Annotated in this window: 28 protein-coding genes and 1 tRNA gene; 14 read left to right on the top strand and 15 right to left on the bottom strand. The window is 66.5% G+C overall.

Annotated features, from left to right (window positions below; all coding sequences use genetic code 11):
* The first annotated feature begins 102 nt into the window (after window positions 1-102).
* On the top strand, window positions 103-2667 hold the full coding sequence (gene topA / locus AC1RJ5_RS10835; RefSeq protein WP_342251534.1) for a type I DNA topoisomerase: 2565 nt from the start codon (window positions 103-105) through the stop codon (window positions 2665-2667).
* 206 nt (window positions 2668-2873) lie between these two features.
* Here the strand turns inward: topA and AC1RJ5_RS10840 are convergent, their stop codons facing one another.
* Both AC1RJ5_RS10840 and panC read right to left on the bottom strand, forming a co-directional pair.
* Window positions 2874-3170 (bottom strand): SEL1-like repeat protein, encoded by a 297-nt coding sequence (locus AC1RJ5_RS10840; protein WP_137864493.1) that lies wholly within the window; start codon window positions 3168-3170, stop codon window positions 2874-2876.
* A 103-nt stretch (window positions 3171-3273) separates the two neighbouring features.
* Entirely contained in the window at window positions 3274-4119 is an 846-nt protein-coding gene (gene panC / locus AC1RJ5_RS10845) for a pantoate--beta-alanine ligase (RefSeq protein WP_342251188.1), read from the bottom strand.
* A 38-nt stretch (window positions 4120-4157) separates the two neighbouring features.
* On the opposite strand from panC, the gene AC1RJ5_RS10850 reads away from it, so the two are divergent.
* From AC1RJ5_RS10850 to AC1RJ5_RS10865, 4 genes are all read left to right on the top strand, one after another.
* Window positions 4158-4994, top strand: a complete 837-nt coding sequence (locus AC1RJ5_RS10850; protein WP_184161338.1) for a division plane positioning ATPase MipZ — start codon at window positions 4158-4160, stop codon at window positions 4992-4994.
* Window positions 4994-5254: a J domain-containing protein gene (locus tag AC1RJ5_RS10855; RefSeq protein WP_342251189.1), complete on the top strand. Its 261-nt coding sequence runs from the start codon at window positions 4994-4996 to the stop codon at window positions 5252-5254. Before AC1RJ5_RS10850 ends, AC1RJ5_RS10855 begins: the two co-directional genes overlap by 1 nt.
* A gap of 105 nt (window positions 5255-5359) precedes the next feature.
* Window positions 5360-6748 (top strand): phosphoglucomutase/phosphomannomutase PgmG, encoded by a 1389-nt coding sequence (gene pgmG / locus AC1RJ5_RS10860; RefSeq protein ID WP_269573877.1) that lies wholly within the window; start codon window positions 5360-5362, stop codon window positions 6746-6748.
* A gap of 81 nt (window positions 6749-6829) precedes the next feature.
* Window positions 6830-7594 (top strand): exonuclease domain-containing protein, encoded by a 765-nt coding sequence (locus tag AC1RJ5_RS10865; protein ID WP_269573876.1) that lies wholly within the window; start codon window positions 6830-6832, stop codon window positions 7592-7594.
* Window positions 7595-7715: 121 nt separating this feature from the next.
* On the opposite strand, the gene AC1RJ5_RS10870 is transcribed toward AC1RJ5_RS10865, so the two are convergent.
* From AC1RJ5_RS10870 to AC1RJ5_RS10915, 10 genes are all read right to left on the bottom strand, one after another.
* The gene (locus AC1RJ5_RS10870) at window positions 7716-8195 is read right to left on the bottom strand and encodes a DUF1440 domain-containing protein (protein WP_342251191.1); all 480 of its coding nucleotides are present in this window, start codon (window positions 8193-8195) and stop codon (window positions 7716-7718) included.
* A gap of 72 nt (window positions 8196-8267) precedes the next feature.
* A complete protein-coding gene (locus AC1RJ5_RS10875; RefSeq protein WP_342251192.1) occupies window positions 8268-9185 on the bottom strand; it encodes a TraB/GumN family protein in 918 nt (305 codons plus the stop codon).
* Window positions 9186-9211: 26 nt separating this feature from the next.
* Window positions 9212-9619 carry a hypothetical protein gene (locus AC1RJ5_RS10880; protein ID WP_493113274.1) on the bottom strand — a complete coding sequence of 136 codons (408 nt, stop codon included), beginning with the start codon at window positions 9617-9619 and terminating at the stop codon, window positions 9212-9214.
* Window positions 9612-9818 carry a helix-turn-helix transcriptional regulator gene (locus AC1RJ5_RS10885; RefSeq protein ID WP_184161352.1) on the bottom strand — a complete coding sequence of 69 codons (207 nt, stop codon included), beginning with the start codon at window positions 9816-9818 and terminating at the stop codon, window positions 9612-9614. The genes AC1RJ5_RS10880 and AC1RJ5_RS10885 overlap by 8 nt, the downstream gene beginning before the upstream one ends.
* An 88-nt stretch (window positions 9819-9906) precedes the next feature.
* The gene (locus tag AC1RJ5_RS10890) at window positions 9907-11133 is read right to left on the bottom strand and encodes an NAD(P)/FAD-dependent oxidoreductase (protein ID WP_269573873.1); all 1227 of its coding nucleotides are present in this window, start codon (window positions 11131-11133) and stop codon (window positions 9907-9909) included.
* Complete coding sequence (fghA, locus tag AC1RJ5_RS10895; RefSeq protein WP_493113277.1) at window positions 11130-11966, bottom strand: S-formylglutathione hydrolase; 837 nt, start codon at window positions 11964-11966, stop codon at window positions 11130-11132. Before fghA ends, AC1RJ5_RS10890 begins: the two co-directional genes overlap by 4 nt.
* Entirely contained in the window at window positions 11963-12319 is a 357-nt protein-coding gene (locus tag AC1RJ5_RS10900; protein WP_493113279.1) for a cupin domain-containing protein, read from the bottom strand. Before AC1RJ5_RS10900 ends, fghA begins: the two co-directional genes overlap by 4 nt.
* Window positions 12316-12714, bottom strand: a complete 399-nt coding sequence (locus AC1RJ5_RS10905; RefSeq protein ID WP_269573870.1) for a VOC family protein — start codon at window positions 12712-12714, stop codon at window positions 12316-12318. The genes AC1RJ5_RS10900 and AC1RJ5_RS10905 overlap by 4 nt, the downstream gene beginning before the upstream one ends.
* A gap of 16 nt (window positions 12715-12730) precedes the next feature.
* Window positions 12731-13843 (bottom strand): S-(hydroxymethyl)glutathione dehydrogenase/class III alcohol dehydrogenase, encoded by a 1113-nt coding sequence (locus AC1RJ5_RS10910; RefSeq protein ID WP_493113281.1) that lies wholly within the window; start codon window positions 13841-13843, stop codon window positions 12731-12733.
* A 57-nt stretch (window positions 13844-13900) separates the two neighbouring features.
* Complete coding sequence (locus AC1RJ5_RS10915; RefSeq protein WP_342251194.1) at window positions 13901-14548, bottom strand: hypothetical protein; 648 nt, start codon at window positions 14546-14548, stop codon at window positions 13901-13903.
* A 100-nt stretch (window positions 14549-14648) separates the two neighbouring features.
* Here AC1RJ5_RS10915 and AC1RJ5_RS10920 point away from each other — a divergent pair, with 100 nt between their 5' ends.
* The 7 genes from AC1RJ5_RS10920 (at window position 14649) to arsC (ending at window position 19547) form a co-directional block, all read left to right on the top strand.
* Window positions 14649-15773 carry an 8-amino-7-oxononanoate synthase gene (locus AC1RJ5_RS10920; RefSeq protein ID WP_493113283.1) on the top strand — a complete coding sequence of 375 codons (1125 nt, stop codon included), beginning with the start codon at window positions 14649-14651 and terminating at the stop codon, window positions 15771-15773.
* The gene (gene bioD / locus AC1RJ5_RS10925) at window positions 15764-16390 is read left to right on the top strand and encodes a dethiobiotin synthase (RefSeq protein WP_342251195.1); all 627 of its coding nucleotides are present in this window, start codon (window positions 15764-15766) and stop codon (window positions 16388-16390) included. Before AC1RJ5_RS10920 ends, bioD begins: the two co-directional genes overlap by 10 nt.
* Window positions 16387-17661: an adenosylmethionine--8-amino-7-oxononanoate transaminase gene (locus AC1RJ5_RS10930; protein ID WP_493113285.1), complete on the top strand. Its 1275-nt coding sequence runs from the start codon at window positions 16387-16389 to the stop codon at window positions 17659-17661. Before bioD ends, AC1RJ5_RS10930 begins: the two co-directional genes overlap by 4 nt.
* 65 nt (window positions 17662-17726) lie before the next feature.
* Window positions 17727-18137 (top strand): ArsI/CadI family heavy metal resistance metalloenzyme, encoded by a 411-nt coding sequence (locus AC1RJ5_RS10935; protein WP_493113287.1) that lies wholly within the window; start codon window positions 17727-17729, stop codon window positions 18135-18137.
* Window positions 18137-18478, top strand: coding sequence for an ArsR/SmtB family transcription factor (locus tag AC1RJ5_RS10940; RefSeq protein ID WP_342251197.1), 342 nt, complete (start codon window positions 18137-18139; stop codon window positions 18476-18478). The genes AC1RJ5_RS10935 and AC1RJ5_RS10940 overlap by 1 nt, the downstream gene beginning before the upstream one ends.
* On the top strand, window positions 18475-19140 hold the full coding sequence (locus AC1RJ5_RS10945) for an MIP/aquaporin family protein (protein WP_493113290.1): 666 nt from the start codon (window positions 18475-18477) through the stop codon (window positions 19138-19140). Before AC1RJ5_RS10940 ends, AC1RJ5_RS10945 begins: the two co-directional genes overlap by 4 nt.
* Window positions 19137-19547: an arsenate reductase (glutaredoxin) gene (gene arsC, locus AC1RJ5_RS10950; protein ID WP_269573861.1), complete on the top strand. Its 411-nt coding sequence runs from the start codon at window positions 19137-19139 to the stop codon at window positions 19545-19547. The genes AC1RJ5_RS10945 and arsC overlap by 4 nt, the downstream gene beginning before the upstream one ends.
* 51 nt (window positions 19548-19598) lie before the next feature.
* Here arsC and AC1RJ5_RS10955 read toward each other — a convergent pair.
* Window positions 19599-19673 (bottom strand) — tRNA-Thr (locus tag AC1RJ5_RS10955).
* 104 nt (window positions 19674-19777) lie between these two features.
* On the opposite strand from AC1RJ5_RS10955, the gene AC1RJ5_RS10960 reads away from it, so the two are divergent.
* Window positions 19778-19933, top strand: a complete 156-nt coding sequence (locus AC1RJ5_RS10960) for a hypothetical protein (RefSeq protein ID WP_342251199.1) — start codon at window positions 19778-19780, stop codon at window positions 19931-19933.
* A gap of 82 nt (window positions 19934-20015) precedes the next feature.
* Here AC1RJ5_RS10960 and AC1RJ5_RS10965 read toward each other — a convergent pair whose 3' ends face one another.
* Entirely contained in the window at window positions 20016-21812 is a 1797-nt protein-coding gene (locus tag AC1RJ5_RS10965; protein ID WP_342251200.1) for an aminopeptidase P family protein, read from the bottom strand.
* 83 nt (window positions 21813-21895) lie between these two features.
* Here AC1RJ5_RS10965 and AC1RJ5_RS10970 point away from each other — a divergent pair, with 83 nt between their 5' ends.
* Entirely contained in the window at window positions 21896-22960 is a 1065-nt protein-coding gene (locus tag AC1RJ5_RS10970) for a DSD1 family PLP-dependent enzyme (protein ID WP_493113293.1), read from the top strand.
* Window positions 22961-22977: 17 nt separating this feature from the next.
* Here AC1RJ5_RS10970 and AC1RJ5_RS10975 read toward each other — a convergent pair whose 3' ends face one another.
* The gene (locus AC1RJ5_RS10975; RefSeq protein ID WP_184161401.1) at window positions 22978-23292 is read right to left on the bottom strand and encodes a hypothetical protein; all 315 of its coding nucleotides are present in this window, start codon (window positions 23290-23292) and stop codon (window positions 22978-22980) included.
* Between the last annotated feature and the right edge of the window lie 8 nt (window positions 23293-23300).

The raw sequence follows: 23300 nt of genomic DNA on the forward strand, positions 1-23300 counted from the left end.
TGATACCCGCGAAGCGTTACCAAGTTCCAGATCAACCGGGTTGACGGCCCCCGTCGCCGCTCCCCACCTTACACGCGTACACGTGAGGACCGCTTACCCCCCATGCAGCTCGTCATCGTAGAATCGCCCGCCAAGGCGAAGACCATCGAGAAATATCTCGGCAAGGACTATCGCGTCCTCGCCTCCTATGGCCATGTCCGCGACTTGCCCGCGCGCGACGGCTCCGTCGATCCCGAGGAGGGGTTCTCGATGGAATGGGAGACCTATGCCGACAAGTCGAAGCAGCTGAAGGCAATTGCCGACGAGGCGAAGAAGGCCGATCGCCTGATCCTCGCGACCGACCCTGATCGCGAAGGCGAGGCGATCAGCTGGCACGTCCAGGAAGTGCTCCGGAACAAGAAGGCGCTGCCCAAGGAAGTGGAGCGCGTCACCTTCAACGCGATCACCAAGCCGGCGATCCTGACCGCGATGGCGCATCCGCGCGAGCTGGATACCGACCTGATCGACGCCTATCGCGCCCGCCGCGCGCTGGATTATCTGGTGGGCTTCACCCTGTCGCCGGTGCTGTGGCGCAAGCTGCCGGGCGCCAAGTCGGCCGGCCGCGTCCAGTCGGTGGCGCTGCGCATCATCGTCGATCGCGAGCGCGAGATCGAAGGGTTCAAGCCGCAGGAATATTGGTCGGTCACCGCCGACATGGAGCAGGACGGCACGCCGTTCCAGGCCCGCCTGGTCAAGTACAAGGGCGACAAGCTCGACCGGCTTTCGATCGGCGACGGCAAGACTGCCGAGGCGGCGAAGAAGGCCGTCGAGGAAGGCCGCTTCACCGTGGTCTCGGTCGAGACCAAGCCGGCGATGCGCAACCCGGCCGCACCGTTCACCACGTCGACGCTGCAGCAGGAGGCCGCGCGCAAGCTGGGCTTCTCGGCCAGCCACACCATGCGGATCGCCCAGGGCCTCTACGAGGACGGCGCGATCACCTATATGCGTACCGACGGCGTCCAGATGGACCCGAGCGCGATCCAGGACGCCCGCAAGGCCGTGGCGGCGCGCTATGACGGCAGCTATGTGCCCGACAAGCCGCGCATCTACACCGCCAAGGCGAAGAACGCCCAGGAAGCGCACGAAGCGATCCGGCCGACCGATTTCAGCAAGGACCGCACGGGCTCGGGCGACCATGCCAAGCTGTACGACCTGATCTGGAAGCGCGCGCTCGCCAGCCAGATGGCCTCGGCCCGGATGGAGCGCACGACGATTGACCTGGAGGACGCGACCAGCCAGCACGGGCTGCGCGCCACCGGCCAGGTGGTGATCTTCCCCGGCTATCTCGCGCTGTACGAGGAAGGCCGTGACGACGAAGGCGACGAGGATTCGCGCCGCCTGCCGCGGATGAGCGAAGGCGCGACGCCAGCCAAGAAGGCGGTCAACGCCGAGCAGCACTTCACCCAGCCGCCGCCCCGCTTCTCCGAAGCGTCGCTGGTCAAGCGAATGGAAGAGCTCGGCATCGGCCGCCCTTCGACCTACGCCTCGGTCATCCAGGTGCTCAAGGATCGCGCCTATGTCCGCCTCGAGAAGAACCGCTTCTTCGCCGAGGAGAGCGGGCGGCTGCTGACGGCGTTCCTCGAGCGCTTCTTCCAGAAATACGTCAACTATGACTTCACCGCCGAGCTGGAGGAGGAGCTGGACGACGTGTCGGGCGGCCGCGCCCAGTGGCAGGCGGTGCTTGAGGCGTTCTGGAAGGACTTCAAGCCGCGCACGGCCGATGTGATGGAGCAGAAGCCGTCGGACATCACGGCTGCTCTGGACGAATTCCTCGCGCCCTATCTGTTCCCGGAAAAGGCGGACGGCAGCGATCCGCGCCTGTGCCCGAACTGCGGCAATGGGCGACTGGCGCTGCGCGGCGGCAAGTTCGGCGCGTTCATCGCCTGCTCCAACTATCCCGAGTGCAAATACACGCGGCGCTTTGCCCAGCCGGGCGGCGAGAGCGGCGAGGACAGCGGGCCGGAAGTGCTGGGCCAGGATCCGGACACGGGCCTGAACGTCGAGCGCAAGTCCGGCCGGTTCGGGCCGTACATCCAGCTGGGCGAAGGCAAGGAAGCGGCGCGCGCATCGATCCCCAAGGACGTCGAGCTCGACCTGGAGCTGGCGCTGAAGCTGCTCAAGCTGCCGCGCGTGATCGGCGACCATCCGGAGACGGGCAAGCCGATCACCGCGTCGATCGGCCGCTATGGGCCGTATCTGGCGCATGACGGGAAATACGCCCGCCTGCAGGGCACGATGGAAGTGTTCGAGACCGGCATGAACGCCGCGGTGGTCAAGCTGGCCGAAGCGGCGAACAATGCCGGGCGGCCGGCACGCGGTGCGAGCCGCGAGCCGCTCAAGGTGCTCGGCAAGCATCCGCGTACCGAGGCCGAGATCAAGCTGATGGACGGCCGCTACGGCGCCTACGTCACCGACGGCGAGACCAATGCCACGCTGCCCAAGTCGATCGACAAGGACCAGCTGACGCTCGAGGAAGCCGCCCAGCTGATCGATGCCCGCGCCGCGGCGGGTCCAGCCAAGGGCAAGGGCAAGAAAAAGGCCGCGCCGAAAAAGGCTCCGGCCAAGAAGGCGGCGGCACCGAAAAAGGCAGCGGCGAAGAAGCCGGCTGCAAAGAAGACCGCGGAATAATGGCCGTCATCCCGGCGAAAGCCGGGATCTCGTGCGGCTCTATTCCCGCCATCGCCTGATCCCCCGCTTTCGCCGGGATGACGGTGGTGGGACAAGGAGCTGATCCCCGGCGAAGGCCGGGGCCCAGGGCCACAGGCCGATCGAAAGAGAAACCCAGGGCCCCGGCTTTCGCCGGGGAGCCGCAGGTTGTCGTGTGCCGACTTAAATCAGGCCGCGCGTACCTCGAAGCCGCGGAGCCAGGCGCGGGCGGCCTTCTGCGCTTCGATGATCTCGCGGGCCGTCATGTCCTCGGCGATCTCCGCGCGGCATTCCTGCGCGCGGCTGTCACCGGTGACGGCTGCGATGTTGAACCATTTATGGGCCTCGATCAGATCGACGCCGACGCCGTCGGCGCCGCTCGAATAGACCATACCCAGATCATAACACGCGTTGGCATCGCCGCGGGCCGCGTCGCGCAGCCGGCTCTCGATAAGGAAACGCGCACTCTTCAGGCTGCTGCCCATGTCGCTTACCCCTGTTCCACACCCATTCGTGGTGGCTTGGGGTTTGGCAGCCAAATCCGAAACAAATGGTTAACAGCGTTAACCGTAATTGTTCAGGTCCGTACTATTCGGGTAGCGCGATATTATCGATGAGCCGGGTGCTGCCGATCCGGGCCGCCGCGAGCAGGCGCAGCGGACGCCCCGCCTCATAGGCGCCGACCGTCTCCAGGGTCCCCGCATCGGCGAGCGCGACATAGTCAACATCGAAGCCGGCGGCGGCGAGCGTGTCGCGCGCCTGGGCCAGCGCCGCCTCGACCTCGCCGCCATCGACGATGGTCTTGGCAGCGGCACCGAGCGCGCGCGGCAGGGCAACCGCCTTGGCGCGATCCTCGGGCATCAGGAAGGCATTGCGCGACGACAGCGCCAGGCCGTCGTCGTCACGCTGGGTGACGACCGACTGGATCTCGATTGGCAGGTTGAGGTCGGCGGTCATGCGGCGGATCACCGCGAGCTGCTGCCAGTCCTTCTCGCCGAACAGCGCGACATCGGGCTGGACCTGGTTGAACAGCTTGGAGACCACCGTGGCGACGCCGTCGAAATGGCCGGGGCGGTGCGCACCCTCCAGCACTTCGCTGACGCCCGAGACCGAGACATTGGTGGCGAAGCCCTCGGGATAGACGACCTCGACCGGCGGCATCCACAGCACGTCGACGCCGGCATTGGTGAGCATGCGCGAGTCCGCGGCTTCCTTGCGCGGGTATTTCGCCAGGTCCTCGTTCGGCCCGAACTGCTTCGGATTGACGAAGATCGAGACGATCACGCGGTGCGCGGTGCGCTTGGCCGCCTCGACCAGCGCCATATGCCCGTCATGCAGCGCGCCCATGGTGGGCACGAGGGCGATGCGCTCGCCGGCCTGGCGATAGGCGGAGACCGCTTCGCGAAGGGCTTCGAGCTGACGGACTGTTTGCACGCGTTAACACTTTCGATAAGACGGAAGCGCGGCCTTCTATGGGGGGCAGGCCGATCGATCAATACAAGGATGTTGAGACGTTGAGCGAAGGGTCGAAGCGGCTGCACGTTCTGGTGTTCGCAAATGAGAAGGGCGGCACCGGAAAGTCCACCACGGCGGTGCACACCGCAATCGCGCTTGCGTCCAAGGGCGCGCGCGTCGCCTGTTTCGATCTGGACCATCGCCAGCGGACCATGGGCCGCTATCTCGACAATCGCGGGGCGACGGCCAAGCGGATGGGCAAACCCCTGCCGATGCCGGTCTACGATACGCATGACGGCGAGAGCATGGCCTATTTCTCCGAGGCGCTCGACAAGCTCGGCGAGAATGCCGACTTCCTGGTGATCGACACGCCGGGCCGCGACGACAAGTTCGCGCGCATCGCCGTCACCAACGCCGACACGCTGGTCACGCCGATGAACGACAGCTTCGTCGATTTCGACCTGATCGGCCAGGTCGACCCCGACACGTTCAAGGTGGTGCGCCCCAGCTTCTATTCCGAGCTGATCTGGGAATCGCGCAAGCGACGCGCCAAGGCCGACGGCGAGACGATCGACTGGGTCGTCCTCAGGAACCGCATGCAGCATATCGAGGCGCGCAACATGAAGCGCGTGTCGGAGGCGATCGACCAGCTTTCCAAGCGCGTCGGCTTCCGGGTGATCTCGGGCCTGTCCGAGCGCGTGATCTATCGCGAGCTGTTCCCCCAGGGACTGACCATGCTCGACAGCCGCGATTTCGGCGAGATGGGCCTGGCGCATGTCGCCGCGCGGCAGGAGTTGCGCGAGATGATGGCCGGGCTGGCGCTGCCCGAAGTCACCATGCCGCTGTTCGCCTGATGATCTTCAAGCTCCTTATCGCCGCGGCGATCCTCTACGCGCTTTACTCGCTCGTGCTGAAGCCGCGCTCCAAGGGCCCGCGCATGCCCGAGGACGAGGCACGCGCGATCCTGGGCGTGGGCGCGGATGCCGACGAGGACGCGATCCGCTCGGCGCATCGCCGGCTGGTCAGCGCGGTGCACCCGGACAAGGGCGGCTCGGCCGAGCTGACCCGCCGGATCAACTCGGCCCGTGACACGCTGCTGCGGCGCCAGGGCTGAGCTTTCGCCGGGACGAAGGCTTTGGAAGTCCACTTGTTGCACTGCCGCATTGAACTTTCCCGCATCCTCGCGGATTAGGCGGGCAGCATTTCCCCGGGAGGCATCATGACGCACCGTTTCGACCCCACTTCGCTGCGCGAGTACGACATTCGCGGGATCGTGGGAGAGACCCTCGGCCCCGACGACGCGCGCGCGATCGGCCGCGGCTTCGCGACGCTGCTGCGCCGCGCGGGCGGCACCCGCGTCGCGGTGGGCCGCGACGGCCGGCTTTCCTCCCCCGCCCTGGAAGCGGCGCTGATCGAGGGCCTGACCGCCTCGGGCTGCTCGGTGGTGCGCACCGGCATGGGGCCGACCCCGATGCTATATTATGCCGAAGCCACGCTGGAAGTGGATGGCGGCATCCAGATAACCGGCAGCCACAATCCCGGCCATTACAATGGCTTCAAGATGGTGTTTCAGCATTCGAGCTTCTTCGGCGAGAAGATCCAGCTGCTCGGCAAGATGGCGGCGGAAGGCGATTGGGACGAGGGCGACGGCACCGAGACGGTGACCGATGCCGATGTCGAGGACCTCTATGTCAGCCGGCTGATCGCGGGCTATGCCGGCGGCGCCTATCGCGTCGGATGGGATACGGGCAATGGCGCCGCCGGCCCGGTGATCGAGAAACTGGTGAAGCTGCTGCCCGGTGAGCACCACACGTTGTTCACCGATGTGGATGGTCACTTCCCCAATCATCATCCCGATCCCACCGAGGAGAAGAACCTCGCCGATCTGAAGAAGCTCGTCGCCGAGAAGCAGCTCGATTTCGGACTGGCTTTCGACGGCGATGGCGACCGGCTGGGCGCGATCGACGGGCAAGGCCGTGTGATCTGGGGCGATCAGCTTCTGTCCATTCTGGCTGAACCTGTGCTCCGCGTGGAGCCGGGCGCGACGATCATCGCCGACGTGAAGGCCAGCCAGATGCTGTTCGACCGAGTCGCGGAGCTCGGCGGCAAGCCGCTGATGTGGAAGACCGGGCACAGCCTGGTGAAGACCAAGATGAAGGAAACCCATGCGCCGCTCGCCGGCGAGATGAGCGGCCACATCTTCTTCGCCCAGGACTATTACGGCTTCGACGACGCCCAGTACGCCGCGATCCGGCTGATCCAGGCGGTGCATGTGATCGGCAAGTCGCTGACCCAGCTCAAGGACGAGATGCCGAAGCTGGTCAACACGCCCGAAATGCGCTTCCAGGTCGATGAGAGCCGCAAGTTCGCGGTGGTCGACGAAGTGCTCGACCGGCTCGAGGCCGAGGGTGCCGACGTCAACCGCACCGACGGCGCCCGGGTGAACACCGCCGATGGCTGGTGGCTGCTGCGCGCCTCGAACACCCAGGACGTGCTCGTCGCCCGCGCAGAAGCCAAGGACCAGGCCGGGCTCGACCGCTTGCTCGCCCAGATCGACGACCAGCTCGGCAAGAGCGGCGTCGTGCGCGGCGAGACCGTGGGGCACTGATCCTTCGAAAGCCCCTCCCCACCGGGAGGGGCTTATCGTTTTGACTCGCAATTCGGCGCGGCTGCCCCCACATGCGCCCTCATGGCGTCATCCTACCCGCCCATCATCCGCGTCATCGATCTCGAGACCACCGGCGACAAGCCGCCCGCGCACGCCGTGATCGAGATCGGCTGGCAGGACGTCGCACTGGGCAAGGACGGGCGCTGGGAGCTGTACGGCGAGGGCGGCAACCGGATGGTCAATCCGGGCCGGCCGATCCCGCCGCTGACCATGGCGATCCACCATATCCGCGACGAGGACGTCGCCGACGCGCCGTGGTGGCACGACGTCGCCCGGCCTATCCTCGATCCCTGGCCGCGCCGCCTCGCCCTTGCGGCACATCGCGCGACCTTCGAGGAGCAGTTCTGCACCCCCGCGCTCACCCGCGGCGCCGACTGGATCTGCACCTGGAAGTGCGCGATGCGGCTCTGGCCCGACAGCGGCGGCTTCTCGAACCAGTTCCTGCGCTACTGGCGCAACCCCGAGGGGCTGGAGCATGCGCGCGGCCTGCCCGCGCACCGCGCCTTTCCCGACGCCTATGTGACCGCGCACCATCTGCGCGACATGCTCAACCAGACGAGCGTCGAGCAGCTGATCGAATGGTCCAAGGCGCCGGGGCTGCTGCCACGCGTGCGCTACGGCCCCGATCGCGGCAAGGAATGGACCGAGATCGACGACGACTCGCTTGCCACCTTCCTGACCGACCGCGACGAGGACATACGCTTCACCGCGCAGACCGAGCTGGCGCGACGCCATAGCGGCGGCCAGATCCGCCAGTCGCTGCCGGCGCAGGACACGTTGTTCTAAGCTAGCGGCTAATACTGGATGCTTCCCCGGCGAAGCCCGGGGCCCAGGGCAACAGGCGAGACAGCAGAGAAACCCTGGGCCCCGGCTTTCGCCGGGGAACTAGGTCGCTTCGAACCAGCCCCTACCGCTTGCCCGCGATCAACCAGCGCACGCCTTCGAGCACGATGCCATAGACCAGGTGCGAAGCCGCGCCATAGGCGTGCTGGACCAGCGGCGTATCGTCCGGACCCGGCGCCAGGCCGGCGGCGGGGACCACGCCTTCATCGAGCAGCGCGCTGGTGGCGATGCCATAGGCGCCGCCGAAGCCCGCGCTCGCCTCGGGCTTGTATTCGGTGATCACGCCGTAGATGCCGCCAAGCACCGCGCCGGTGATGTAGTGGACCGCCAGGCCCGCCTGCTCGCGATATTGCTCGGGCACCGGAGCATCGAGGATCGCCTCGCTCGCCTTGTCGGCGGCCTTCACCGTGGCGGGGTCCTCGTCCTTTCCATCCTCCGGCAGCAGCTTCTCCGCCTGATGCTGGAAAGCAGCCATCGCCGCCGAAGCGACGAGGCCGGCTGCGACGCCGGCGAGCAGGCCGAGGAAAGGACGGGGCTTTGCCATGACGAACTCCGGGCAGGGATGCGCTTCGCACTCCCCTGCCCGGCCCATGGCGTCACATCAATATAGGGGCAATCAATATTGGATGCGCTCGGCCTTGAGATTGTGCTTGGCGAGATAGGCCTGGACGCTGTCCGGCCCCGCGAGATGCCCGGCGCCAACTGCGATGAACACGGTGCCCGGCTTGGCCATGCGCGCGCTGATCCAGTCGGCCCAGCGGGCGTTGCGATCGCTGAGCAGGACCTTGCCGACCTCCGGCGTCTTGCGCATTTCCTCGTTCATCGTTGCGCCGAGCGCATCGGGATTGCCGGCGCTCCACTGTGCGACCATCTTGTCGAGCAGCGGACCGACATTGTCGAATTCCTTGACCGTGTTGGCCAGAAACTTGACCTGGGTGTCCTGGGGCAGCGTATCGAAGAAGCCGATCTGTTGCTCGAACGTCTCGAGGCCGATCAGTTCCTTGTTGGCGGTCTTGGCAGCGGCGGTAAGTGTCATCTCGACACCGCTATTGGGATCATAACCAAGCTTCGGAAGCGAAGCCGTGGACAGCGTCATCGCGGCGAACCACGGCTCGAAGCGATCCAGCGCAGTGGCGGGCATACCGAGGCTGGTGAGAGCGGCGGCATAGGGTGCGCGGCTTGCCTCGGGCAGCTTGACGGTGAGTGCAGGATCGCCAGCCGGCGCCATTGCCTTGCTCAGAACAGCGGCCTGCGCCGCCGCCGGCTCTGGCATGATCATCTCAAGCGCGATCGTATCGCTCTTGTCGAATGCCGCCTTCACGGCTTCGTCGAACCAGCTCAGGCCCGGCTTAAGGACATGGACGGTGCCGAACAGATAGATGGTGGTATCGGCATCCTTGACTACCCAGAGCGCCGGATCGGCATCCTTGGTGGCGGCAGCGGCCGGGGCAGGCGCGGTCTGGGCATAAGCGGCCGCGGGAAGCGCGAGCAGCGCCATGGGAGCCGCAAAACTCTTGAGCAGCTTCTTCATCATCTCGAATACTCCAATTGTACGGCCCGTCAGGGCCGGAGCCTCTTCCAGAAATAGACGGCAACCACGACGGCCATGGTGCCGATGAAAAGGAGCTGGTGATCGGGTTCGGGGACGAGCCCGCCCTTCCAGAGAAAATACCAGCCCGGATACAGCATTGTGTAGAAATAGATGCCGGCGGTGCAGCCGATCAGGTTGTCGCGGAGATCGACTTCATCGGTCTGGCGCAGGAACAGCCAGCTGCCGAGCGGCAGGCAGATCGCATAGAGCAGCGTGACACCCACTGCCCAGCTTGCCGACAGGCTGCGTGCGTCATTGTCTCCGAGATAGCCAAGCGTCGCGCCCACCCCGGCACCCATCAGCCCGAAGACAAGGCTGACGGCCCAGTAGCGGCGTGCGCGCAACCGCTCGGCGCGTTCCCCCGGACCTTCAGTCATCCCCCGACTCGTCATCGAAAAATATCTCCTCGATGGGCATGGCGAACAGGCGTGCGACCTTGAAGGCAAGCGGCAACGATGGATCGTGCTTGCCCGTCTCGATCGCGTTCACCGCCTGTCGCGACACGCCAAGCCGACCGCCAAGCTCCGCCTGGCTCCAGTCGCGTTCGGCGCGCAGCACTTTCAGGCGATTTCGCATCCTGTTGCTGTCCCCATGTCCTGACTTTCTGTCAGGCAAACCTTACATAGCGAGTCGAATGACGTTGTCAACAAGACCTGACATTTTGTCAGGATATGCTGGCGGCGAGTTCCTTGAGCGGAACGCTGGTGTCGGCGAGCGCGGCGGAATCGAGGGCAAGCCCCTCCACCACCAGCTTGCGGCCCTGGACATAGTCCTTGACCGCATTGACGCAGTCGAGCGCGATCACCCGGCCATCACGGAGGTAGATCAGCGAGAAGCCGCGCGTGGCGGGATCGCCGCGCACCACGATCGAATCATGCCCGGCCGAGATGCCGACGGTCTGGAGCTTGAGGTCGTACTGGTTCGACCAGAACCAGGGGACGGCGTCATAGCCCGCCTCGACTCCGCAGATCGTCTTGGCGGCAACAGTCGCCTGGTCATTGGCGTTCTGTACCGACTCGAGCCGGATCGCGCTGTCCGCGGCATAGCGGTTCACATGCAGCGCGCAGTCGCCGATCGCGAAAATGTCGGCCAGGCTGGTGCGCGACTGGTCATCGACCAGCACGCCGTTGCCGCCTGCTGCGCCGGCGGCGAGCAAGGGCTCAACCGCTGGGACGATGCCGATGCCGATAATCGCCATGTCGGCCGGGATGACCTCGCCGCCCGCCAAGCGGACGCCGCTGACCTTGGCGTCACCCTCGATCGCATCGACCTGGACACCGAGGCGGATATCGACGCCATGCGCGCGATGCTCGGCCTCGAAGAAGCGCGACAGCGGTTCGCCGGCAACGCGGGCGAGAACGCGGTCCTGCGCTTCCAGCACGGTCACCTGCTTGCCGAGCTTGGCGAGCACGGCCGCCGCCTCCAGCCCGATATAGCCGCCACCGACCACGGCGACGCGGGTGACGCCGTCCAGCTCGGCCATCATCTGGTCGACATCGGCGCGGTTGCGGACGGTGTGGATGCCCGAAAGGTCATGGCCATCGCAGGACAGCCGGCGCGGCTTGCCGCCGGTCGCCCAGACCAGTTGGCCATATTCGATCGTCTCGCCGTTCGCGGTGACATTGTGCGCGACGGGATCGACCGCGGTGACGGTGCGGTTCGGCAGCATCGTTACCTGGCGCTCTTCCCAGAAGGCGGCGTTGCGGATCAGCAGCCGCTCGAACGCCTTCTCGCCCGACAGATATTCCTTGGAGAGCGGTGGGCGCTCGTACGGCAGTTCGGGCTCGTCGCCGAGCAGCGCGATGCTGCCCTCGAACTTGTTCTGGCGGAGCGCGATCGCGGCCTGGGCGCCGCCATGGCCGGCGCCGACGATCAGGACGTCGAACTTCATGCCTTCAGCCTCTCGGCGTGCCAGGCGACATGATCGCCGAGGAAGGTGGAGACGAAATAATAGCTATGGTCATAGCCCGGCTGGAGCCGCTGGGTGAGCGCGATGCCGGCATCGCGGCAGGCGGCTTCGAGCAACTCGGGCTTGAGCTGGACCTCCAGGAACTGGTCGGCGGTGCCGGTATCGACGAGCAGCTCGGGAACGCGCGCGCCATCCTCGATCAGCGCGACGGCGTCATGCCGGCGCCATGCCGCACGATCGGCGCCGAGATAGCCGGCCAGCGCCTTCTCGCCCCAGGGCACCTGGCTGGGTGCGACGATCGGCGAGAATGCCGAGACCGAGCGGAAGCGCGCCGGATTGCGCAGCGCGATGGTCAGCGCGCCATGGCCGCCCATCGAATGGCCGGTGATGCCCTGGCGATCCATGTCCGCCGGGAATTCGGCTTCGATCAGCGCGGGCAGTTCCTGCTCGATGTACGACCGCATCTGGAAGTGCGCCGCCCAGGGCGCCTCGGTCGCATCGACATAGAAGCCGGCGCCCTGGCCGAAATCATAGGCCTCGTCATTGGGCACGCCCTCGCCGCGCGGGCTCGTGTCGGGCGCGACCAGGATCACGCCGTGCTCGGCACAGGCCGCGCGATACTCGCCCTTTTCGGTGACATTGGCGTGGGTGCAGGTGAGGCCCGAGAGGAACCACAGCACCGGCAACCTGGCACCCGGCGCGGACTCGGGGACGAAGACCGAGAAGGTCATGTCGGTGCCGGTGGCGGCGGAGGCATGGCGGTACACCCCTTGGGTGCCGCCATGCGAGCGGTTCGTGCTGAGCGTCTCGATCATGCGGTCACGACCGGGCGTTGCGGCGAGTCTTCGCCGAGATTGTTGGTGCCGCCGGGCTCGATGTTGATCATCCGCACCTCGCCGTGGCGGGCGACCGGGCGATGCTCGACGCCGCGCGGCACGACATAGAGCTCGCCCGGGCCAAGCGTGACCGTGCGGTCCCGCAGCTCGATGTCGAGCACGCCGTCGAGCACCAGGAAGAAGTCGTCGGTGTCGTCATGCGCATGCCAGACGAACTCGCCCTCCACCTTCACGATGCGGATGTCGTTGCCGTTGTAGCTGGCGACGAGGCGCGGCGCCCAATGCTCGGTGAAGGTGGCGAACTTCGCCTCGAGATTGACGACGTCGCTCACGCCGGAACGCGCCACATGGCGCAGAGCTTGTTGCCGTCGGGGTCGCGCAGATAGGCGAGGTACATCGAGCCGAGCGATCCACCCTCGCGCACGCCGGGCGGATCCTCGATCGCGGTGCCGCCGTGCGCGAGGCCGGCGGCATGGAACGCCGCCGCCTGCTCGGCCGAAGCGCATTTGAAGCCGATCGTCGCGCCGTTTGCGCAGGTCGCCGGCTCGCCGTCGATCGGCTCGCTGACGCAGAAACTGCCGCCGTCATGCCGGTAGAACAACCGGGTCTGGCCGGTGGCGTTGACGTGCCGGAACGGCTCGCCGACGCCGAGCGTGCCGAGCAGCGCGTCATAGAACGCCTTGGACCGCTCTATATCGTTGCTGCCGACCATCACATGGCTGAACATGTCCCGCTCCCTTCGCTTAGAAGACCACCACGCTGCGGATGCTCTCGCCCGCATGCATCAGGTCGAAGCCCTTGTTGATGTCCTCCAGGCCCATGACGTGGGTGATCATCGGGTCGATCTCGATCTTGCCCGTCATGTACATGTCAACGATCTTGGGCACGTCGGTGCGGCCCTTGGCGCCGCCGAACGCGGTGCCGCGCCAGTTGCGGCCCGTCACCAGCTGGAACGGGCGGGTGCTGATTTCCTTGCCCGCCTCGGCCACGCCGATGATGATGCTGGTGCCCCAGCCGCGATGGCAGGCTTCCAGCGCGATACGCATCACTTCGGTGTTGCCGGTGGCGTCGAAAGTATAGTCGGCGCCGCCATCGGTCATCGCGACGATCATCGCGACCACATCCTCGCGGCTCATGCCCTTGGAATTGAGGAAGTCGGTCATGCCGAAGCGGCGGCCCCATTCCTCGCGATCGGGGTTGATGTCGACGCCGATGATCTTGTTCGCGCCGGCGAGCCGCGCGCCCTGGATCACGTTCAGGCCGATGCCGCCCAGGCCGAAGATCACGACATTGTCGCCGACCTGGACCTTGGCGGTGTTGATCACCGCGCCGACGCCGGTCGTTACGCCGCAGCCGATATAGCAGCTGCTCTGGAAGGGCGCGTCCTCGCGGATCTTCGCCACGGCGATCTCGGGCAGTACGGTGAAGTTCGAGAAGGTTGAGCAGCCCATATAATGGTAGATCGGCTGGCCCTTGTAGCTGAACCGCGTAGTGCCGTCCGGCATCAGGCCCTTGCCCTGGGTGGCGCGGATCGCGGTGCACAGGTTGGTCTTGCCCGAGAGGCACGACTTACACTGGCGGCATTCCGGCGTGTAGAGCGGGATCACATGGTCGCCCGGCTTCACGCTGGTGACGCCCGCGCCGACTTCGCGGACCACGCCGGCGCCTTCATGGCCGAGTACCGAGGGGAAGATGCCTTCCGAGTCGAAGCCGTCCAGCGTGTAGGCGTCGGTATGGCAGATGCCGGTCGCCATGATCTCGACCAGCACTTCGCCGGCCTTGGGGCCTTCGAGGTCGAGCTCGACGATTTCGAGGGGCTTCTTCGCTTCGAAGGCGACGGCGGCGCGGGTCTTCATGGGGCTTACTCCTTGCTTGGCGGCGTGATCGGGGAAACGCCGCGCGGTTGCAAGGCGTCAGCGCAGGGTTCTGTCCTCCGGGCGATAGAGCGTGAGGAAGACGCCGGCCCACCAGAGAATGCCGGCGAACGCCGCGAATTCGAGGAAGGGGCGCGAGAAGCCGGAGATGATGGCAAGGCCCGCGAAGAGCAGCCCGGCAAGCTGTACCCAGGCAGGCAGGCTGCGCGCGGCGCGCGCCTCGCGCACGGTGAGCGTCGCCCAGAGCGCTACACCGGCATGGCCGAGCAGGGTGAGCGCGGCGACCAGATCGCCGCGGGGCGATACGCGACCCTGGCCGAGCAGGGCAGCCGCCTCGATCGAGAAATGCGCGGTGACGACAAGGCAAAAGACGCCGGCGATCCCGGCGAGCAACGCCGCATCGCGCCCGATCGTGCGCGGGCCGATCGGCCCCGCCAAGGTGAGCATCGCCAGCAGCAGCGCACCGGCCAGCACGCAGCGCACGATCTCCACAGCGAGGAGCAATCCCCAATAGTCACGGGCAGGTTCGAGGTTGCCGCGTGCGATCGCCGAGAAGGGCTGCGCCCCACCCGCGAGATCATGCGCGACATCGCCGAGGACGATCAGCGCGACCGTCAGCAACAGGCAGAACAGCGCGGCGACCGTTCCGAAGGGCCGACCACTCGCGCCGATGAAGGAGCGCTGCATAATATCTTTCCTATGTGTATTAATTGCATAATACACCAATATCCTGCAGGGACAAGCCGGACATTGGCCGATCGCCCCGGTTGCGCCTATGGGGCCCGGAATGGCGTTCTTCGAAGACCAGCGACGCGACCTTTCCGAACTGGCGGCGCGCAGCCGCGCCCGGCAGCTTGCCGTGCGGGCCGGGCGGGATTTCTCCTCCAACGACTATCTCGGCCTGGCCGCCGATCCCGCACTTACGGATGCGGTGCGCGCGGCGATGGATGCCGGCGTGCCGATCGGATCTGGCGGATCGCGGCTGCTGCGCGGCAACCATGCGGCGCACGAGCAGCTTGAAGCGGACGCCGCCGCCTTCTTCGGGGCGGAGAGCGCGCTCTATTTCTCGACCGGCTATGCGGCCAATGCGGCCCTGCTCTCCACGCTGCCCCAGCGCGGCGACCTGATCCTGCACGACGCGCTGATCCATGCCAGCGCGCATGAAGGCATGCGGCTGAGCCGGGCCGAGGCACGCAGCGCGGCGCATAACGACGTCGGCGACTTCGAAGACGCGATCCTGGACTGGCGGCACGACGGTGGCACCGGCCGCGTATGGATCACCGTCGAGAGCCTTTATTCGATGGACGGCGACCAGGCGCCACTCGCCGATCTCACCGCGCTTGCCGACCGGCATGGCGCCATCCTGGTGGTCGACGAAGCGCACGCGACCGGCGTGTTCGGGGACCGGGGGCGCGGGCTGGCCGCCGGGCTGGCCGGGCGCGAGAACCTGATCACGCTGCACACTTGCGGCAAGGCTCTGGGCTGTGAGGGGGCGCTGCTCTGCGGGCCCCAAATAGTGCGCGATTTCCTGGTCAATCGCGGACGGGCCTTCATCTTCTCGACCGCGCCCTCCCCGCTGATGGCGGCGGCGGTGAGTGCAGCCCTGAAGCTGATCGCCGAACCGGCGCGCCGGGATCGGCTGCATGCGCTGGTCGCACGCGCCGAAGCACTGCTCGCGCCGGCGGGCGTGCAGGCAACGGGATCGCAGATCCTGCCGCTGGTGATCGGCGAGGATGCACGGACCATGGCGATGGCGGCGGAGCTGCAGCGCCTGGGCTTCGATGTGCGCGGCATCAGGCCGCCGACTGTCCCAGCGGGCACGTCCCGCCTGCGCATTTCCTTGACGCTCAATGTCGACGAGAACGATATCGCCGCGCTCGCCCGGGCACTTGGAGAGCTCAAATGCGAATAGTCGTCACCGGTACCGATACCGATATCGGCAAGACCATCTTCGCCGCTGGCCTGGCCGGGGCGCTGGGCGCGAGCTACTGGAAGCCGATCCAGAGCGGGCTCGACGGCGGCAGCGACGGCGAGCGGATCGCCGCACTGACCGCAGCGGTGGTGCTTCCTGAAGCCTATCGCCTGACCACGCCCTGCTCGCCGCATCTCGCCGCCGAGATCGACGGCGTAGTGATCGATCCGGACAAGCTGACCCCGCCACCACGCGATCCCCTGGTCGTCGATCCGCTGGTGATCGAGGGCGCAGGCGGCGTGTTGGTGCCGGTGACGCGCGAGCTGCTCTATGCGGACCTGTTCGCGCGCTGGCAGCTGCCGACCGTGCTGGTCGCGCGGACCAGCCTGGGGACGATCAACCACAGCCTGCTGTCGATCGAGGCGCTGCGGTCGCGCGGCGTGCCGATCCTGGGCGTGGCCTTTGTCGGCGAGGCGAACGAAGACAGCGAGGCGACGATCGCGGCGATCGGCAAGGTCCGCCGGCTTGGCCGCCTGCCGATCCTCGATCCGCTCGACGCAGCCACCCTCAAGGCCGCCTTTGCCGAGGCATTCGACCTTTCGGACTTCACTGCATGACGTCGCCCGTCTGGCACCCCTTCACCCAGCACGGGCTGGGCGAGCCGATCCCGCAGGTGGTGCGCACCGAAGGCGCGGCGCTGCACACGGCGGACGGCGGCCGCTACGTCGATGCGATCTCGTCCTGGTGGGTGACGACGCATGGGCATTGCCATCCACGCATCATGGCGGCGATCGCCGAAGAGGCGGGGCGGATGGACCAGATCATCTTCGCCGGCTGGACCCACGAGCCCGCCGAAACGCTGGCCGCCGAGCTGGTGCGGATCACGCCCGAGCCGCTGCAGCATGTGTTCTATTCGGACAGCGGCTCGACCAGCGTCGAAGTCGCGCTGAAGATGGCGCTCGGCTTCTGGGACAATCGCGGCGAGCCCCGCCACCGCATCGTCGTGATGGAGCATGGCTATCACGGCGACACGATCGGCGGCATGTCGGTCGGCGCGCGCGGCGTGTTCAACCGTCCCTATCAGCCCTTGCTGTTCGACGTGGCGACCATCCCCTTTCCCGAGCCGGGCCAGAGCCAGGCCGTGCTCGACGCGCTCGAAGCACAGTGCCGCGAGAAGCCGGCCGCGCTGCTGGTCGAGCCACTGGTGCTTGGCGCGGGCGGCATGAAATTCTATTCGGCCAGCCTGCTCGCCGAGATGCGCAAGATCTGCGCGGCGCATGACGTCCTCTTCATCGCCGACGAGGTGATGACCGGTTGGGGGCGCACCGGCGCGCTGCTCGCTTGCGAGCGGGCGGGTGTGGTGCCCGAAATCCTCTGCCTGTCCAAGGGGCTGACCGGCGGCGCGATCCCGCTGGCAGTGACGATGGCAACGGCACCGATCTTCGAAGCGCACCTGTCCGACGATCGCGCGCGGATGTTCTTCCACTCGTCGAGCTACACCGCCAATCCGATCGCCTGCGCCGCCGCCAACGCCAATCTGGCGATCTGGCGCGAGGAGCCGGTGCTCGACCGCATCGCCGATCTCGGCGACCGCCAGCAGGACCGGCTCGACCGGCTCGCCACCCACGCGCTGATCCGCAATCCGCGCCGGCTGGGTACGATCGTCGCCGCCGAGGTCGGGGGCAGCGAATCGGCCTATCTCAATTCGGTCGGCACCCGGCTAAAGGCGTTCGCGATGGAGCGCGGCGTGTTGCTGCGGCCGCTGGGCAACACCGTCTATGTGATGCCGCCCTATTGCATTGAGGATGCCGATCTCGATGCGGTCTATGGCACGATCACGGAATTCCTGGAGCGCGAACCGCGAATGGGAGACCTGTTCGCCTTCTGATGCGGCTCTTGTCGAATCGATATTTCTGGAATAGTCGAAATATCGAACCATTGGAGACCGCAGCCATGAAGCGCCTGCACCTGCACATCAGCGTTCCCGACCTCGATCAGGCAATTGCCTTTTACGGCACCCTGTTCGATGCGCCGCCCACGGTGGTGAAGGCCGACTATGCCAAGTGGATGCTCGAGGATCCGCGGGTCAACCTCGCGATCTCGGCGCGCAGCCGCGCCACCGGCGTCGATCATGTGGGCATCCAGGTCGATAGCGCCGATGCGCTGGGCGAGCTCGCGGGACGGCTGAAAGCGGCCGGCGCCACGACCTTCGACCAGGAAGCGACCACCTGCTGCTACGCGAAATCCGACAAGTCCTGGGTGACGGACACGGCCGGGGTGCGCTGGGAGACGTTCTTCACCCATGGCGATGCGACGGCCTATGGCGAGGATGAGGTGATCCCGACCGCCAGGGCGTGCCGCTGATGCAGTTGCCCGTCGCCGTTGAGGCACTGTCCGCCCTCGCCCATGCCAATCGGCTCGCCGTATTCCGCCTGCTGGTGCGGGCGGGTGCGGATGGCATGGCCGCGGGCGACATCGCGCGCGAGATCGGCGCACTTCCCAATACGCTTTCGACGCATCTGACGATCCTGAGCAATGCCGGGCTGATCGGATCGCGCCGGGACGGCCGATCGGTGATCTATTCCGCCGATTATGATGGCATGCGGCAGCTTCTTGGCTTCCTGGTTGCCGACTGCTGCGCGGGGCGTCCGGAGATATGCGGCACGCTGGGCGATCTCGCCGCGAGCACCGATTGCTGCACATGAAGCTGCGCCGTCGCCTGCTTGCCGAGGGCATGGGCACGGCCATGCTGCTCGCGATCGTCATCGGCTCCGGTATCATGGGCGAGCGGCTCGCGGGCGGGAACCAGGCCGTGGCGCTGCTCGGGAACACCCTTGCGACCGGTGCCGGGCTGATTGTTCTCATCCATATTTTCGGCCCCATATCGGGCGCTCATTTCAATCCGGTCGTCACCCTGGCGGCTCTGCTGTTGCGCGAGACCAGCGCGGGCATCGCGATGCTCTACGTCGTTGCCCAGCTCGCGGGCGCGATCCTCGGCGCATGGGCGGCCCATGCGATGTTCGCCGAACCGATCCTGCAGCTGTCCGGAAAGGCGCGTGACGGCTTTCCCCAGGGCCTTTCCGAATGCATCGCCACCTTCGGCCTGATCGGCACGATATTGGCGACCCGGCGCACCCGGCCGGATTTCACGCCAATGGCCGTCGGGCTCTACATCGTCTCCGCCTATTGGTTCACCGCGTCGACCTCCTTCGCGAATCCAGCCGTGACGATCGCCCGCAGCCTGTCCGACACCTTTGCCGGCATCGCCCCGCATTCGGTGCCGTTGTTCATCGCGGCGCAGCTTGCCGGCGCGCTCGCGGCGATGGCGACATTCCCATGGCTTTACGAAGAGGAGTGCGTGCGATGACCGGCAGTTTCCCGATCACCATCTATCACAACCCCGATTGCGGCACCTCGCGCAACGCGCTCGCGATGATCGAGGCGGCGGGATATGCGCCGCAGGTCGTCGAATATCGCACCGCCGGCTGGGAACGCGCGCAACTGCTCGGCCTGCTGGCGGCGATGGGCGCGACGCCACGCGACGTGCTGCGCGAGAAGGGCACGCCGGCCGCCGAGCTGGGGCTGCTCGATCCCGCGACTTCGGAAGAGACCCTCCTTGAGGCGATGGTCGCCCATCCGATTCTCGTGAACCGGCCGATCGTGGCAACGCCGAAGGGCACCAGACTGTGCCGACCTTCCGAAGTGGTGCTGGAGCTGCTCGACCGCGCGCCGGCGGAATTCGTCAAGGAAGACGGCGAGATCGTCCGCCGCTGACCGGCTCTCCCCCCAAGGGGGTGGGATCTTCCATTTCGATTTTCGGGAAAATGGTGCTGCCGGTGAGGATTGAACTCACGACCTCAGCCTTACCAAGGATGCGCTCTACCACTGAGCTACGGCAGCACTCGCCCGAACGATCCGGCAGCGCCGGGTCCCAAGCGGGAGGCGCCTATGTGCTTGGGTGCGGGCGATTGTCAACCTGCTAATGGCCGGTTTATCGCAGGAAAATGAGCAATGCGGAAAAACAGGCCCGTTTAGCGGAGGCGCTGCGGGCCAATCTGCGCAGGCGCAAGGCGCAGGCGCGCGAGCAGGCCGCTACCAGCGACCTGCCCGGCGATCCGGCCACCCCTCAGAGCGAGCCGAACCAGAGCGACAAGCCCTGAGCCGTATCATAGGCGTTGCGCATAATGGCGTGCGGCCCGACGAGATACATCGCCATCGTGACCGCACCTGCCAGGAACCACATCACCCGATGGGCGCGCACTTCGCTTCCAACCATACCAACTCGTCCCCGCCCAGCTGCGGGCCCAAAATCCGCAGCACTTCAGCATGATAACTATCAAGCCAGCTGCGTTCCTGCTCGGTTAGCAAAGATGGTTTAATCAGCGTTCGCTCTATCGGCGCGAACGTCAGCGTCTCGAACCCCAGCATTTGTTGTTCCGCACCCGAAATCAACTGCTTGGTGACCAGCACCAGGTTCTCGATCCGGATGCCGAATTCCTGCGCTTTATAGTAACCGGGCTCGTTCGACAGGAACATGCCCTCGCGCAGCGGCTCAAGGCTCTGGCCACCCGGATAGTAGGGCTGGGCGATGCGCTGCGGCCCCTCATGGACCGAGAGGTACGAGCCGACGCCGTGGCCGGTGCCGTGCCCGTAATCGAGCCCGACTTCCCACAACGGGCGGCGTGCGAAGCTGTCGAGCTGGGCGCCAGTGGTGCCGTCGGGAAAGATCGCGGTGGCGATGGCGATATGGCCCTTGAGCACGCGGGTGAAGCGGTCCTTCATCTCGTCGCTCGCCTCGCCCACCGGCATCACGCGCGTCACATCGGTGGTGCCGTCGGCATATTGCCCGCCCGAATCGACGAGATAGAGCTGGCCGAGCTCGATCGGCAGGCTCGATTCGTCGGTGACCTTGTAGTGCGGGATCGCCCCGTTCGGGCCGGTGGCGGAGATGGTGTCGAAGCTCAGGTCCTTGAGCACGCCGGTCTGCTCGCGGAACCACTGGAGCTTGTCGGCAGCCGACATTTCGGTGAGGCCACCCTGCGGTGCGGTTTCCTCGAACCATTTCAGGAAGCGGCTGAGCGCGGCGCCGTCGCGAGCCTGGGCTGCCTTCTGCCCGGCGATCTCGGCCGGGTTCTTGATCGCCTTGGCAAGGATCACCGGGTCGCGCAGCGCCAGCACCTTGGCACCGCCGGCGTCGAGCGCATCGAACACCGCGGCGACGGCGCTGCCCGGATCGGCGGCGACACGCTTGCCAGCAAAGCCCTGGAGCGCTGGGGCGAAGGCGGTGCGGTCATGGATTCGAATCGCGTTGCCGAGATGCTGGCGGACTTCGTCGGTCACCTTTTCCGGCGCGACGAAGAAATCGGCGGTGCCGTCGGCGTTAACGATCGCATAGGCGAGCGCGACCGGCGTGTGGCTCACGTCCGTACCGCGGATGTTGAATGCCCAGGCGATCGAATCGAGTGCGGAGAGCACGACGGCATCGGCCTTCCGCTCGGCCAGCCAGTCGGCGATCTCGGCGCGCTTGGCGGGAGAAGACTTGCCGGCGAGGTCGTCGGACTGGACAGCGAGCGTCGCATCCGACGGAGCGGGCTTGTCCGGCCACACCGCATCGATCGGATTGGTGTTGACCGCGACCAGCTCGGCGCCCTTCTCGGCCAGCGCCCTGCGAGCTTCCTCGACCCAGGCGCGCGTGTGCAGCCAGGGATCATAGCCGATGCGGCCGCCATCGGGCGCATGGGCACCGAGCCAGGACGAAACACTGGTGGCCGGCACGCCGACATATTCCCAGTGATCGGCCGAGACCTGCTGGCGGACCTGGATCGTGTAGCGCCCGTCGGTGAAGATCGCCGCTTCCTCCGGCAGCACCACCGCGGTGCCGGCCGACCCCTGGAAGCCGGTCAGCCAGGCAAGGCGCTGGGCATAGGCTCCGACATATTCGGACATATGCTCATCGGTGAGCGGCACGACGAAGCCGTCGAGACGGTCGCGCTTCAGCTGCTCGCGAAGAGCCTTGAGGCGATCGGCATAGCTGGACATGGGATATACTCTATTGCTGGACTCTATGGGGCTGCTTTGCGCCGATATTCGGCAAAAGTCACATCCTGCGCTAGTCGAAGGCGATGAGCGATTTCCCCCTGCCCCGCGCCGACCTGTCCACCCCCGCCCTGCTGCTCGACGTGGCGGCGATGGACCGCAACATCGCGGCGATGGCCGAATTCGCCCGCGCGAGGGGCCTCGCGCTCCGGCCGCATGCCAAGACGCACAAGAGCAGCGAGATCGCGAAGCGGCAGATCGCCGCGGGCGCGGTCGGCATCTGCTGCGCCAAGCTGGGCGAGGCCGAAGCGCTGGCGGCCGAGGGCGTGGGCGACATCCACCTGACCTCACCCGTGGTGACCAGGGACGGGATCGCGCGCCTGATGGCACTGGCGGGGAAGATCAGGCTGTCGGTGGTGGCGGATCATCCGGACGCGGTGCGAGCGCTTGCCGGATGCGGAGCGACGCTGTTCGTGGATGTCGATCCAGGCAAGCATCGCACCGGCGTGACGTCCCCCGAAGCGGCGGTGACGCTGGCGGCCGCCGTCGTCGAGTCCGGGCTCGCGCTCGGTGGGGTGCAATATTATTGCGGCTCCGAGCAGCACATCGCGGTCTTTGCCGATCGCCAAGCGGCGATCGTCGAGAAGACCGACTATTTGCGCACCGTGCTGGCGGCGCTGGCAGGAGCGGGTTTCGATATCCCAATAGTGACTGGTGCCGGCACCGGCACCTTCGCGATCGATGCTGAACTGGGGGTGCTGACCGAACTGCAGGTGGGCAGCTATATCTTCCTCGACCGCGAATATCGAGATTGCGAGCTGGCGGGGCCGAGCTTCGAACAGGCGCTATGGGTGGATTCCACCGTAGTCAGCGCGAACACGCCCGGCATGGTGACGATCGATGCGGGATTGAAGTCTTTCGCCACCGATGCCGGGGTGCCCGTGCCCTTGTCAGGCTCCGCGCGCTACGCCTTCATGGGCGACGAGCAGGGAGCACTGTTCGGGGAAGCACTGCCGGGCCTGGCGGAACGCGTTACGCTCGTTCCGCCGCACTGCGACCCGACGGTGAATCTCTATGACCGCTATTGGCTGGTGGCGGGCGAGACGGTCACCGGCGCGTGGCCGGTGACCGCCAGGGGCCGTTCCACCTAGGCTTGGCCGATCCGGCCCTAGCGGCGGACGTAATAGCAGCGATGCTTGGCGCTGATCGTGCGATCGATCGCGCGGCCGCCAAAGGCGCCGCCGACACCGCCGACCGCCGCACCGAGCAGGCCGTGGCCGATGATCGCGGGGCCCGCGAGCACACCGACCGCAGCACCACCGATCAGGCCGGCATGGCCCGGGGAGCGGCGGCACTTCTTGTAATAGGTCCGGCTCTTCGAGCTCTTGCCCTTGTAGTGACTCTGGGCCTGCGCCGCCTCGATCGGCATTGCGACGGGCATGGCCAGCGCGAGAGCGGCGGTGGCCGCAATGAGCTTACGCATGATTTCCA

Source organism: Sphingomonas sp. GW822-FHT03G08 (assembly GCF_058801135.1).

Bases quoted from the DNA above. Each gene is read 5' to 3' on its own strand.
- AC1RJ5_RS10855 (WP_342251189.1), top strand. From the start codon at position 4,994: ATGATCTTCAAGCTCCTTATCGCCGCGGCGATCCTCTACGCGCTTTAC.
- AC1RJ5_RS10885 (WP_184161352.1), bottom strand. From the start codon at position 9,818: ATGCGAAATCGCCTGAAAGTGCTGCGCGCCGAACGCGACTGGAGCCAG.
- AC1RJ5_RS10850 (WP_184161338.1), top strand. From the start codon at position 4,158: ATGGGGGGCAGGCCGATCGATCAATACAAGGATGTTGAGACGTTGAGC.
- topA (WP_342251534.1), top strand. From the start codon at position 103: ATGCAGCTCGTCATCGTAGAATCGCCCGCCAAGGCGAAGACCATCGAG.
- AC1RJ5_RS10875 (WP_342251192.1), bottom strand. From the start codon at position 9,185: ATGATGAAGAAGCTGCTCAAGAGTTTTGCGGCTCCCATGGCGCTGCTC.
- AC1RJ5_RS10960 (WP_342251199.1), top strand. From the start codon at position 19,778: ATGAGCAATGCGGAAAAACAGGCCCGTTTAGCGGAGGCGCTGCGGGCC.
- AC1RJ5_RS10965 (WP_342251200.1), bottom strand. From the start codon at position 21,812: ATGTCCAGCTATGCCGATCGCCTCAAGGCTCTTCGCGAGCAGCTGAAG.
- AC1RJ5_RS10865 (WP_269573876.1), top strand. From the start codon at position 6,830: ATGGCGTCATCCTACCCGCCCATCATCCGCGTCATCGATCTCGAGACC.
- AC1RJ5_RS10920 (WP_493113283.1), top strand. From the start codon at position 14,649: ATGGCGTTCTTCGAAGACCAGCGACGCGACCTTTCCGAACTGGCGGCG.
- AC1RJ5_RS10910 (WP_493113281.1), bottom strand. From the start codon at position 13,843: ATGAAGACCCGCGCCGCCGTCGCCTTCGAAGCGAAGAAGCCCCTCGAA.
- AC1RJ5_RS10890 (WP_269573873.1), bottom strand. From the start codon at position 11,133: ATGAAGTTCGACGTCCTGATCGTCGGCGCCGGCCATGGCGGCGCCCAG.
- AC1RJ5_RS10870 (WP_342251191.1), bottom strand. From the start codon at position 8,195: ATGGCAAAGCCCCGTCCTTTCCTCGGCCTGCTCGCCGGCGTCGCAGCC.
- fghA (WP_493113277.1), bottom strand. From the start codon at position 11,966: ATGATCGAGACGCTCAGCACGAACCGCTCGCATGGCGGCACCCAAGGG.
- bioD (WP_342251195.1), top strand. From the start codon at position 15,764: ATGCGAATAGTCGTCACCGGTACCGATACCGATATCGGCAAGACCATC.
- AC1RJ5_RS10905 (WP_269573870.1), bottom strand. From the start codon at position 12,714: ATGTTCAGCCATGTGATGGTCGGCAGCAACGATATAGAGCGGTCCAAG.
- arsC (WP_269573861.1), top strand. From the start codon at position 19,137: ATGACCGGCAGTTTCCCGATCACCATCTATCACAACCCCGATTGCGGC.
- AC1RJ5_RS10840 (WP_137864493.1), bottom strand. From the start codon at position 3,170: ATGGGCAGCAGCCTGAAGAGTGCGCGTTTCCTTATCGAGAGCCGGCTG.
- AC1RJ5_RS10940 (WP_342251197.1), top strand. From the start codon at position 18,137: ATGCAGTTGCCCGTCGCCGTTGAGGCACTGTCCGCCCTCGCCCATGCC.
- AC1RJ5_RS10915 (WP_342251194.1), bottom strand. From the start codon at position 14,548: ATGCAGCGCTCCTTCATCGGCGCGAGTGGTCGGCCCTTCGGAACGGTC.
- AC1RJ5_RS10880 (WP_493113274.1), bottom strand. From the start codon at position 9,619: ATGACTGAAGGTCCGGGGGAACGCGCCGAGCGGTTGCGCGCACGCCGC.
- AC1RJ5_RS10970 (WP_493113293.1), top strand. From the start codon at position 21,896: ATGAGCGATTTCCCCCTGCCCCGCGCCGACCTGTCCACCCCCGCCCTG.
- pgmG (WP_269573877.1), top strand. From the start codon at position 5,360: ATGACGCACCGTTTCGACCCCACTTCGCTGCGCGAGTACGACATTCGC.
- AC1RJ5_RS10945 (WP_493113290.1), top strand. From the start codon at position 18,475: ATGAAGCTGCGCCGTCGCCTGCTTGCCGAGGGCATGGGCACGGCCATG.
- AC1RJ5_RS10975 (WP_184161401.1), bottom strand. From the start codon at position 23,292: ATGCGTAAGCTCATTGCGGCCACCGCCGCTCTCGCGCTGGCCATGCCC.
- AC1RJ5_RS10930 (WP_493113285.1), top strand. From the start codon at position 16,387: ATGACGTCGCCCGTCTGGCACCCCTTCACCCAGCACGGGCTGGGCGAG.
- AC1RJ5_RS10935 (WP_493113287.1), top strand. From the start codon at position 17,727: ATGAAGCGCCTGCACCTGCACATCAGCGTTCCCGACCTCGATCAGGCA.